Origin of the sequence: Paenibacillus algorifonticola (assembly GCF_050481745.1) — a bacterium.
GTDB lineage: Bacteria > Bacillota > Bacilli > Paenibacillales > Paenibacillaceae > Pristimantibacillus > Pristimantibacillus algorifonticola_A.
The window spans coordinates 1-10,886 of sequence record NZ_JBCNGR010000072.1; the positions used below are offsets into that span (position 1 = coordinate 1).

The following is a 10,886-nucleotide window of genomic DNA, read 5'->3' on the forward strand; positions in this document are numbered from 1 at the left end:
GTTTTCAGACACGCCCTAAAGCCATAAAAATTTCTAAATCATTTTTAAAATAAGCAGCGCCCCTTCTCAATCCATAAAGGGGCGCTGCTTATTCATGGAGCGTATACGGATGATCACGGTCGCCAAGGAAATAAACTAGACGCCGGAATAGGCCATAAAGCCGCCATCGACCGGAACGACAATACCGGTGACGAAGCCGGACATTTGCTCATCCGCGAGCCAGAGCAGCGTGCCGAGCAGATCCTGCGGCGATCCGAAGCGGCGCATCGGCGTGTGGGCGATGATTTTTCCTGCCCGCGCCGTATGGGAGCCATCTTCATTCAGCAGCAGCCGTTCGTTTTGCTGGGTCAAGAAGAAGCCGGGAGCAATTGCATTTACGCGAATGCCAGCATCAGCTAAATGGACAGCGAGCCACTGCGTGAAATTGTTAATGGCAGCTTTGGCAGCGCTGTAGGCCGGAACCTTCGTCATTGGCGACGGTGCGCTCATCGACGAAATATTAATAACGGCTGTGCCAGCCCTGCCAAGCATCTGCTTGGAAAAAGCCTGAGTCGGAATCAGGCTGCCGACAAAGTTTAAATCAAGCACATTGCGAAAGCCGTCCACCTTCAAGTCGAAGAAGGAGGTAACGTCGGGATTGTCCAAATCCTCCGGCTGGAACGTCTCGTTCGTCGTATTGGCGCTCGGGTGATTGCCGCCCGCGCCATTAATGAGCAAATCGCACGGGCCAAGCTGGGCAAGCACCGTTTCCGCCGCAGCCGCAACGCTTTGCTGGTTGGTGACATCGCATGCAACCGCAACAGCTTGTCCACCTGCGGCTTTAATATCTGCCGCAACCTGCTCGCCTTTTTCCAATGTGCGGTTAAGCACGGCAATTTTCGCTCCTTGTCGTCCGAGCTCAAGCGCCATGGCGCGGCATAATACGCCTGCGCCGCCTGTAATGACGACGACTTTGCCCTCGATAGAGGTATGCTTCGGCAAATTTATCGTTTCGCTCACTTCGCAGCAGCTCCTTCCGCGGCAGCTTTCTGATACGCATCCCATAAACCCCAAAGGTACATAATGCCGAGTGCACGGTCATACAAGCCGTAGCCCGGACGGCACTCCTCGCCCCAAATGTGGCGGCCGTGATCTGGACGGCAGTAGCCTTCGTATTGTTCCTCATGGTAGGCCTTAACAACACCGGCGATATCGACCGTGCCATCTTGTGTGCGGTGCGACGATTCAATGAAATCGCCATTCTCATAGACGCGCACATTGCGAATATGCGTGAACGGAATACGATCTGCAAACTCGTGAATCATCGACACGATATCATTTTCCGGGTTGGCGCCCAGCGAGCCGCTGCATAAAGTGAGACCATTATAAGGGCTGTCGTGCAGCTGAAGGTAACGGCGAATATTATCTTGCCCTGTAATAATGCGCGGCAGGCCAAAAATCGGCCAAGGCGGATCATCCGGGTGAATGGCCATTCTAATGTCATGCTCAGCAGCAAACGGAATAATTTCATCGAGGAAATATTTCGCATTTGCCCATAGATGCTCTTGCGTAACTCCCTGATAGGCTTCGAACAGCTTGGTCAAATATTGCAGCCGCTCTGGCTCCCAGCCCGGCATCGTCAGCTTGGAATTTTCGTTGATGCGTTTAACGAGATCGAAGGGATCGACATTATCAATCATCGCTTTTTCATAAAAAAGTGCCGTCGAGCCGTCTTCCATCTCCTTATGGAGATCGGTACGCAGCCAATCGAAAATCGGCATGAAGTTGTAGCAAATGACTTTGACGCCGACCTGCGCAAGCTTGGCAATTGTCTTCTTATAGTTGTCGATGTACAAATCGCGGCTAGGCAGGCCGAGCTTAATATCCTCATGAACATTGACGCTTTCAACAACTTTAATGTGCAGTCCGGCTTTGTCCGCTGCTTCTTTAATCTTCATTATTTTGTCCATCGGCCATTCATCGCCAGCTGGAACGTCATGCAGCGCCCAGACGATGCCCTCCGTGCCGGGAATTTGTCTGATTTGGTCAAGGCTGACGGTGTCATTGCCTTCGCCAAACCAACGAAATACCATTTTCATATTGCGTCTCGCCTCCGATTATTTGAAGTAGGTAGGGAACTTCTCTTTCAATAGCGCCTGATCGGCAATCGTCAAGTTCAAATGCTCTTTCATCAGCCGTTCGGCAAGCTGGGTATCGCTGCTTTCAATTGCCTGTGCCATCTGCAAATGCTGCTCGTACAAATGCTCCCAGTGGTGATCGGCAGCAAGACGAAGCATGCGGCTGCGGTTGAGATGGACGTTGATTTGCTGGATGACTGCCCAAGTGTTGCTTTTGCGGCAGCCCTCAAACAGCGTGCGGTGAAAAGCCTCGTCCAGCTCAAACATCGTTTTGTAGTCCTGGCTTTCTACGCAAGCCCGCTGCAAGGCGAGATTGTGACGCATCGCCGTTAGGCGCTGCGCAGGGAAGCTGATACAGGCGAGGCGAATAACCGCTGTCTCCAGCTGCTCGCGCATGAAGCGTGCTTCCTCGACCAGCTCCAAATCAATGAGCGACACATCAGTGCCGCGCTGCGGAAAAATTTCCAGCAACCCCTCCTGCGCCAGCCGAACGAAGCTTTCCCGAACGGGGGTGCGGCTGACGCCAAGCTTTAGGGAAATTTCCTTCTCCGAAATGCTTGTGCCGGGCGGCAGCTCCAGGCTCAAAATCTGCTCCTTCAGCGTCCAATAAATCGCATCCCGCGTCGATACGGCAGTGGGCTTTATCGTAAAATCCATCGTTCACCTCCTCGGTAAATAGGCTCATTTCTTGGGTTAAAAGTTACGTTTTCACTATACTACCATACTTGTATGGTAGTTTGGAAGCGGAAACATATTTGGTGAAAAAGATTTCCTTCGGCCACCCCAAACATCCGCCTGCTTAACGCAAAACAAGCCTTGTCCCAGCAGATGAACGCTGAACGAGGCCTGTTGCTTTGCTATAGTGTCTGCTTATGAGCCTTTAGCTGACGATTAAAGAAACGACCTTGCCTGTATTGACATCAATGAGGCCATAGTCTGTTATTTTCAGAAAAGGGCTGACCGGCAGGGAGTGGGTAGCAATCGACATAATCGGATTGTAGTGGCGATAACCGATTGACTGCATCGCTTCACGCAGCTGCTTGACAGCTGGGCCCGCTTCTTCAAGCGGTGCTTCGGTCAAAATACCTCCGACAGGCAAATGCATATTAGCGAGCACTTGCCCATTATCGACTACGCAAAATCCGCCTTGCTGCTTAATAACCGTATTAGCGGCAAGCAGCATGTCAGCAACGCTATGTCCCACGATTAGCAAATTGTGATTATCGTGCGAATAGGTCGTAGCAATTGCACCGCGTGTAATGGTATCACCGCTAATTAAGCCAAATGCTTTGCTTCCTGATTTTCCGTAACGCTCGAAGGTAGCGATTAGGCCGCAGCCGCTCGTTTCCCAGTGGAGTTCGCCAGCAAGCACCTGTGCTTCAGCGAAGCTTTCCTTCGTGAAGGTGGAGCCGTCCTGAACGGTCATTACTCGGCAAGTATGAAGCCCGTCCTTGGCATCCACAGCAACGGTGAAATCAGCTTCGGTCAGCTCTGCAAGCTTTACGCTCTCGTAATAGCTTGCGGGGAAACGATAGGAACCCTTAGGCTGCCGCTCCTTTGTAGATGCTTGCTGCGCAGCTTCCGAATAGGCGAGCACGCCGCTCTTGTACACTTGCTGGATGTCCACCAGACGCTCATCTGCAACAAGGACAAAATCGGCGATTTTGCCGGGGGCAATCGTGCCGCGGTCGTACATGCGCATCCGCTTGGCGGGCGACAGCGTAGCGGCATAAATCGCGCGTTCAGGCGCCATGCCCATCGCAATTGCTTTGCGGACGATATGGTTCAAATGTCCGGTTTCCTGAAAGGAATCAGCCATGACGTCGTCGGTAATAAAGCAGAAATGCTCAGAGACGTCATTTTTGATTAAATAGTCCATAACGCTCGCGGTCATTGATTTTTCCTGAATCTCAATAAACATGCCGGCCGCAATGCGTGCCTCCATTCCTTCGACCGTTTGATGGGTATGATCAGAATCAACACCGGCATGAATGACGCGCTGAAGATCGAGTCCCAGCAGCTTAGGCACATGCCCTTCAATGACAAGATCAGGATGCTCCTGGCGAATATGCTTCAAAATCCGATTCGTTTTGGACTGGCCCTCTGTATCCGTAATAATATCGGTATAATTCATGATTTCTCCAAGACAGCGAATATCCTCGGTGCGCAGCAGCTCATCGATATCTTCGATCTCGACGGACCCGCCCGTCGTTTCCAGCGCGGTTGCAGGAACCGAGCTTGGGATGGCGTACAGCATGTCGGCGATACAGTGCTCGCTGGCGCGAATCATTTCTCTGACGCCTTCAGGACCGAACACATTGGCCATTTCATGCGGCTCCGGCACAATCGTTGTCACGCCATTGCGAATCAGCCCATCTGAAAAGGACTGCGGCGTCACCATTGTGCTTTCAATATGCAGATGAATATCAATGAGGCCGGGCAGCATGTACAGCCCTGCGGCCTCCAAAATGGCATCCGCCTGAAAAGCATCCGCGCCATCCGGGCCGACATAGACGAACTTGCCGTCCCGAACCGCTGCGTCGCCTTGGATCCATTTTTTGAAATAGCTATTATAGATGGTTGCGTTTCGTATTAAGAGATCAGCTTGCATGGTCGTTCCTCCGTATGATTAATCAACTAAAACCAGCTTTTCTGGCGGAACAAGCAGGCGGATGCGCTGCCCATTTTCAAAGGGACTGAGCATTTCCTTGTTCACCGTAAATTCTCCCAGCGCGGTTTCGACAATGTATTGGTAGCTGCGGCCCAAATAAGTGCTTACCTTCACAGTTCCGTCCAGCACGTTCGGCCCCTCGCTAATTTCGTCCAATGCTCCTGCCAGCAAGTCATCGGGGCGGATAGCGCCCTTCATTCCGGCAGACATGCCTTGAACCTTCTTCGCGCGGAAGGGCAGCCCATTTGTTGTCAGCAGCACGGCATCGCCATCCTCTTGCCGCTCTGTAAAGGCAATAAAATTGTTAAAGCCGATAAAACGGCCAACAAATTCGGTTTTCGGATATTTGAAAATAACCGAGGGATGATCAAGCTGTTCAATAATGCCTTTATTCATCACAGCAACTTTATCCGAAATCGAGAAGCATTCCTCTTGGTCATGCGAGACGTATACCGTCGTTATACCAAGCTCGTGTTGAATGCGGCGGATTTCCACCCGCATATTAACCCGTAAGTTAGCGTCCAAATTGCTAAGCGGCTCATCGAACAAGAGCAGGTCCGGTTCAATTACGAGTGCGCGAGCAATGGCGACACGCTGCTTTTGTCCACCGGACAGAGCGGCAGGGAAGCGGTCCTCGAAGCCATGCAGGCTGACGATTTCCAGCATCCTCATGACGCGTTTTCGAATTTCTCCATCTTTCACTTTGCGAATGCGAAGCCCGAAAGCGACATTTTCGTACACGGATAAATGCGGGAATAAGGCATAGCTTTGAAAAACGAGCCCAAAGTTGCGTTTATTAATCGGCGTCCGCGTATAATCTTTGCCTTCAAAACGGAAGGAGCCGTCCTTGGCATCCAGAAAACCGGCGATTAGGCGCAGCGTCGTCGTTTTGCCGCAGCCGCTTGGCCCAAGCAGGGAAAGCAGCTGTCCTTTTTCCAGAGACAGGTTGAAATCCTTCAAAATATATTGCTGGTCATAAGCGACCGATATGTTATCCAGCTGTAGTAAGGCCACAACGTCAACCCCTCTTTATCGTTTAGTGAAATAGGATAGCCCAAGCAGTCTCTCGATCAGAAACATAATAAATGCTGTGAAAATCATCAGCATGACAGACAGGGCAGCAATGGTCGGATCAAAATAATTTTGCACATACGTCAGCATCTGAATCGGAAGCGTACTGATTCCCGGACCAGACATGAAGATGGAAATATCGACGTTGTTGAACGATTCCAGAAAGGCGATCAGCACCGCGGCAATGATGCCGGAGCGGATATTAGGCAGTACGACCTTGAAAAAGGTAGCGAGCCTGCTGGAGCCGAGGTTAAGCGATGCTTCCTCTATAGCAAAATCAAAGTTGCTTAGGCTTGAGCCGATGACGCGGATGATGAACGGCAGCATAATGATGGTGTGCCCGATCAGCAGCGCGGCGTAAATCGGAATATGCAGCGATATAATGATGAACTTGAGCAAAGTAAAACCAAGTACAATGCCGGGTATGAGCAAAGGCGAAAGTAAAACCGCATTCAGTGTATTTTGGCCCCGAAACGTTCCTCTGCTTAAGGCGTAAGCCGCCGGAACCCCGAGCAGCAGCGCCAATAAATTGCCGAGAAGGGAAACGATGACGGAGGTTTTGAAGGTGCTCATGAAGAGCCCGACTTCAAATACATTTTTGTACCACTTGAGGGAAAAGCCCGTCAGCGGAAATTTCAGCACGGTGCTTGGCTCGAAGGACGCAATCGCAATCAGAATGAGCGGCCCGAGCAGAAACAAATAGACAAGAAACGTGAACAGTGTAAGTCCATAGCTTTTGCTTTGCATCGTTCTACCCCTTCGGATTAAATTTGGCCGCAGCCTTATTCATGATCGCGATTACGACGAAAGTAATGATCATCATCATCGTCGCAATTGCTGACGCCGCATTCCAATCATTCAGCGTAATGGCGTTCTGATACAAAAAGGTCGAGATGACACGCTGTTTGCCGCCTAGCAGGGCGGGCGTTGTATAGGCGGTCAAGCTGCCGACAAATACCAAGATGCTGCCGATAATAAGGCCAGGTATGCTTAATGGCACGACGATTTTACGGAAGGCAGAAAAGCGGGATGCGCCAAGGCTTTGCGCCGCTTCTACCAAATCATGATTGATGTTCTCCATTACGCCGACCAGAGTAATCAGAATCAAGGGCAGAAACAAATGAACCAGACCTATAATCATGGCAGTTGGCGTATACAAAATACTAAGCGGCTCATGAATGAGGCCGATGCCCATTAATGCATTGTTGATAAGCCCGTTTTTGCCAAGCACGATCATCCAGCTAAAGGAACGTACTACCGAGCTTGTCAGCAATGGAAAAATAGCCAACGCCAGCAAAATGCTTTTGCCGCGCGGCGGAAGCTTTGAAATGTAGTAGGCAACGGGGAAGCCGACCACTACGCAAATGATAGTCGTCATAAAGCTGACGAGCAGGGTCGTGCCTAAAATTTCAAGAAAATAAGCATCCGTTAGAAACTGCGTATAATGGATGAACGTAAATTGGCCGTCTTGAAACAGGGTGGACCCTACGGTAGCCACAAGCGGGAAAATCATAAATAGCGCCAGAAACAGCAAGCCGGGCAAGAGCAGCATATATAAATATCGTTTTTTCATTCGTCGATTCTCCTGTCATTATCATTACCGCAGGATTGAGCTTTTTATTGTGCAGTCTGGCTTAGAGCGCTGATGAAGCGCGCCAGAAACAGCTCCGCGTCTACTTCCAGGCAAACATCGACGTTCGGCTCGCGCTGCAGGCGGTTTTGAAAATCGCATACCGTTTGCCCATCGCATAGCTCGCTTTTCGTCTCGACATCGACATAGTAGCGCTCCGACGTAAGAAACTCAGGCCAAATTGCTGCGGCAACGGCCAAGGGATCATGCATGGCGCATGCCTGAACACCGTTGCGCTCGTAATAGCGCAGCATATAATCGGCTGTGCTTGCAGCGACATATTCGGCGAGCGGACTATCGCCCATGGAGCGGATATGCTCTTTCGTCAGCAGAGCACGCCGCGTTACATCAAGGCCAACCAGGCGCAGCTTTGGAAAGCCTGCTCCAAGCACAAGCTTTGCCGCCTCCGGATCGACGAATATATTGTATTCTGCCGTCGGTGTCACATTGCCGAAGCCGCGGACGACTCCGCCCATGACGACAAGCTCCTTCAGCTCATGTATCATTGCCGGGTATTTGCTTATAGCAAGTGCCACATTGGTCAAGGGGCCAGTCGCTACAAGCGTAATTTCGCCAGGATACTTCTGCACCTGCTCAATGAGGAAGTCAGGACCGAAGCTGTCTTTGCGTATTCGTTCAGTGGAGGGGACGACCTCTTTGAGCGCACCGCCGAGTCCGTCTTGTCCATGCACGCGATGCTCGAATACGGGCTTGCGCATAAGCGGCGCGTTGGCTCCGTGGATGACGGGCACGGTATGATTTTTCGCCAAATCTAAAATCTTGCACGTATTAGCTGTCGCAGTATCTACGGATACGTTGCCATTTACTGTGGAAATGCCGAGCAGTTCAACTTCGCCGCAGCGCAGCGCGAGCAGAATGCCTAAAGCGTCGTCGATGCCAGTATCGACGTCCAGTATTATTTTTTTCATGAAGGAAGTGCTCCTTTCGAAGGTTCTTCGGCCTTGTGATAAAAAAGAGCAGGAGGCCACCAGAAAAGAAGCGGCCGCTCCTTGCTCTTTTTAAGAGAGATTAATAGGGTAAGTGCCTTCGTTTAGCGTGCTACTTCCCGGTTGAAACGGTCAATCCAGCCTTTGAGATTTTGATTGACGAACGCCATATCGAGCTTGCGAAGCTTTTCTACAACATCGGCTCCGTATGTGATGCCTTCCGCTTCATCAGCATTAAGCTTCACATTGGTGTTGACCGGAGAATCAATTTTCGCTTTGGCTGACTTCTCCTGCACCTCTTGGCTAAGCTGCCAGTTGATGAATTCCTCAGCCAGTTCCTTGTTCGCGCTGCCTTTGACTACGTTCATCGTATTGATAACGGCATAGGCTCCTTCAGATGGAGCAACGAATTTCACGGTCGGAACAGCTGTTTTCAAATCTTTAATGTACATTTCCATAATAGGCCCAGCGGCTGCTTCGCCTTGGGTGAACATATTAATGAACTCGGAGGTTTGACCGTAATATTTTACGACGCTCCCATTGAGCTCTGCTAATTTAGTGAAAGCGGAGTCCTCATTAAAAGTATCTCCGCCGCCAACGACAGATGCCGCATCCACAACCATTGGCCCGCTTGTCGCCGTTATATTAGGAAGAATCAGTTTGCCATTCAGCTCGGGCTTCCAAAGGTCGCTCCACGAGGCAATATCCGTGCCGATAGCCGCAGGATCGTAAGCGATGCCGAAGCGGCCTACCGTATAGGCTGGCCCGTATTGCTCGCCATTTGGCGCTTTAGCAATATCGTATACCTGCTCAAGATTAGGGATTTTGCTGCGATCGATCGTTTCGAACGCATTTGCTTCGATACCTTGCTGCGCATAATAATCGGACAAATAAATAACATCTACATTTGAGCTGCCTTGAAGTACCTTGTTCAATCGCTCCGCATTGTTGCCGATTTCTACGACAATCTCAACATTGTGCTCCTTCTCGAAAGGGGCATATACTTCTTTTTTGAAAAAATCTTCCGAGAAGCCCCACGTGGAAACAACTAGCTTTTTGGCTGCTGTGCTTCCTGTATTTGCTGCTGCTGAAGTATCAGGGCTTGCCGCCGTATTGTTGCCTCCAGTGCTGCCACAGCCTGCCAATACCATTGCTGCCAGCGAAAATGCAAATAATCCTTTTGCCCAACCTTTGTTCATTTCATCGTCCCCCAAAGTTATCAATTTGTTGTTTGTTGAGAAAAATAGCCAAAATTCCAAATCTAGTGTTGCGTATGCAGCTGGATATTATTCCTGCTATGGCGTGTTTGCTGCTATCGCCTCCTTAATTTAATAAACAAAGATGATTGCCGCTGCTTGCTAGCACTAAAATTTTATAAAAAAAAGGAAGACGCGCCGGATAGAAAAATCTCTAACCGGAGCGCCTTCCTCTGTAAACAAAGTCTGGCGGTATCCATGTTCGTAACACTTGCGGCCAGCCCTTAAGATAAATCAAAAGGAAGGGGTCGCGTCAGCTTACGGCTTCAGTAATTAAAATAATGTTAGTAACAGCCCACTGCGTTGCCGGATCATAATCCCGAAGCAGCACTTCGATATGAAGCTGTAAATCATTCTCCAGCCGTTCCTTCAGCTTCTTCTTATAAATAGAAGACATATAAAAATCGACTTCGTATTTCAAATTAGGAGCCTCGCCCTCTAAAATGGTGGAGCGGGGGGAACGTCGATGCCGTGCATATAACGTAATCGTGCCGCTATCAACGGCTGTTCTGAGCAAGGTTGTGCCAAACCCGAACAATTCTTTGGATACATCGTTATAAATATGGCTGAGCTTCTTCTTGAATTCATTTGAGTCTATTTGAAGCATATCGTCACCTTTACTATGGCGTTAGAATTTCTAACATGATGATTGCTACAACTAAATAATACATAATAATGCGGAAGTGCGCAAGTCACTTTATTGTTCGGATTTTTCCAGCCTGATAGAGAGGGGAATAGCCTTTAATATGCAATGTTTAGAAAGAGTAGTCGAATACCCGAACATTGATGCCCTAGTTCCGGATGTATGAGCAGCTTTAGTGTTTGAAAAAGAAATGGGGATGCTGCATGAGGGCAAGAAAGCAGGCAAGAGCTTGGTTAATTTAAGTTTTTTGCCGTAAACTATAATCAATTTTAGGGAGATTAAAATAATTGCTTCATTATAGTGAGGTATTAGAGGGGATATTTTGAATGCTGTTTTTTAAAAAAATGAAAAAGTGAATAATTTTTTTAAAAAAACACTTGCAATCCTCTAGGCACCCGTGATATATTATATGAGTCGCCGCTGAGACATACGGCAGACACGAACGAAACGCAAGCAAGAGAAATTGTTCTTTGAAAACTGAACAACGAGTGAAACTGCCACATTAACTTCGGTTAATGTAAAGCGATACAAAAAAAGTAATGAGCAAGTCA

At 49.3% G+C, this 10,886-nt stretch carries 10 protein-coding genes; all 10 read right to left on the bottom strand.

Annotated elements, in window-relative coordinates; all coding sequences use genetic code 11:
* Positions 1 to 135: 135 nt before the first annotated feature.
* The 10 genes from ABEW34_RS31340 to ABEW34_RS31385 all read right to left on the bottom strand — a co-directional run bounded on the left by ABEW34_RS31340 (position 136) and on the right by ABEW34_RS31385 (position 10,299).
* Positions 136 to 999, bottom strand: coding sequence for an SDR family oxidoreductase (locus ABEW34_RS31340; RefSeq protein WP_430165612.1), 864 nt, complete (start codon positions 997 to 999; stop codon positions 136 to 138).
* Entirely contained in the window at positions 996 to 2,078 is a 1,083-nt protein-coding gene (gene uxuA, locus ABEW34_RS31345; protein ID WP_430165615.1) for a mannonate dehydratase, read from the bottom strand. The genes ABEW34_RS31340 and uxuA overlap by 4 nt, the downstream gene beginning before the upstream one ends.
* An 18-nt stretch (positions 2,079 to 2,096) precedes the next feature.
* Positions 2,097 to 2,774: a GntR family transcriptional regulator gene (locus ABEW34_RS31350; protein WP_430165618.1), complete on the bottom strand. Its 678-nt coding sequence runs from the start codon at positions 2,772 to 2,774 to the stop codon at positions 2,097 to 2,099.
* 223 nt (positions 2,775 to 2,997) lie between these two features.
* Positions 2,998 to 4,728: an adenine deaminase C-terminal domain-containing protein gene (locus ABEW34_RS31355; protein ID WP_430165621.1), complete on the bottom strand. Its 1,731-nt coding sequence runs from the start codon at positions 4,726 to 4,728 to the stop codon at positions 2,998 to 3,000.
* 18 nt (positions 4,729 to 4,746) lie between these two features.
* A complete protein-coding gene (locus ABEW34_RS31360; protein WP_430165624.1) occupies positions 4,747 to 5,802 on the bottom strand; it encodes an ABC transporter ATP-binding protein in 1,056 nt (351 codons plus the stop codon).
* 15 nt (positions 5,803 to 5,817) lie between these two features.
* Complete coding sequence (locus ABEW34_RS31365) at positions 5,818 to 6,606, bottom strand: ABC transporter permease (RefSeq protein ID WP_430165627.1); 789 nt, start codon at positions 6,604 to 6,606, stop codon at positions 5,818 to 5,820.
* Between the two features lie 4 nt (positions 6,607 to 6,610).
* Positions 6,611 to 7,432 carry an ABC transporter permease gene (locus tag ABEW34_RS31370; protein WP_430165630.1) on the bottom strand — a complete coding sequence of 274 codons (822 nt, stop codon included), beginning with the start codon at positions 7,430 to 7,432 and terminating at the stop codon, positions 6,611 to 6,613.
* Positions 7,433 to 7,476: 44 nt separating this feature from the next.
* Positions 7,477 to 8,418 (bottom strand): nucleoside hydrolase, encoded by a 942-nt coding sequence (locus tag ABEW34_RS31375; protein ID WP_430165633.1) that lies wholly within the window; start codon positions 8,416 to 8,418, stop codon positions 7,477 to 7,479.
* A gap of 122 nt (positions 8,419 to 8,540) precedes the next feature.
* Positions 8,541 to 9,635, bottom strand: coding sequence for an ABC transporter substrate-binding protein (locus ABEW34_RS31380; RefSeq protein ID WP_430165636.1), 1,095 nt, complete (start codon positions 9,633 to 9,635; stop codon positions 8,541 to 8,543).
* Between the two features lie 310 nt (positions 9,636 to 9,945).
* Positions 9,946 to 10,299, bottom strand: coding sequence for a DUF2294 domain-containing protein (locus ABEW34_RS31385; protein ID WP_430165639.1), 354 nt, complete (start codon positions 10,297 to 10,299; stop codon positions 9,946 to 9,948).
* Positions 10,300 to 10,886: the final 587 nt, after the last annotated feature.

Excerpts from the sequence above, each read along its gene's own strand:
- ABEW34_RS31365 (WP_430165627.1), bottom strand. The coding sequence starts at position 6,606 with ATGCAAAGCAAAAGCTATGGACTTACACTGTTCACGTTTCTTGTCTAT.
- ABEW34_RS31385 (WP_430165639.1), bottom strand. The coding sequence starts at position 10,299 with ATGCTTCAAATAGACTCAAATGAATTCAAGAAGAAGCTCAGCCATATT.
- ABEW34_RS31350 (WP_430165618.1), bottom strand. The coding sequence starts at position 2,774 with ATGGATTTTACGATAAAGCCCACTGCCGTATCGACGCGGGATGCGATT.
- ABEW34_RS31380 (WP_430165636.1), bottom strand. The coding sequence starts at position 9,635 with ATGAACAAAGGTTGGGCAAAAGGATTATTTGCATTTTCGCTGGCAGCA.
- ABEW34_RS31375 (WP_430165633.1), bottom strand. The coding sequence starts at position 8,418 with ATGAAAAAAATAATACTGGACGTCGATACTGGCATCGACGACGCTTTA.
- uxuA (WP_430165615.1), bottom strand. The coding sequence starts at position 2,078 with ATGAAAATGGTATTTCGTTGGTTTGGCGAAGGCAATGACACCGTCAGC.
- ABEW34_RS31355 (WP_430165621.1), bottom strand. The coding sequence starts at position 4,728 with ATGCAAGCTGATCTCTTAATACGAAACGCAACCATCTATAATAGCTAT.
- ABEW34_RS31370 (WP_430165630.1), bottom strand. The coding sequence starts at position 7,432 with ATGAAAAAACGATATTTATATATGCTGCTCTTGCCCGGCTTGCTGTTT.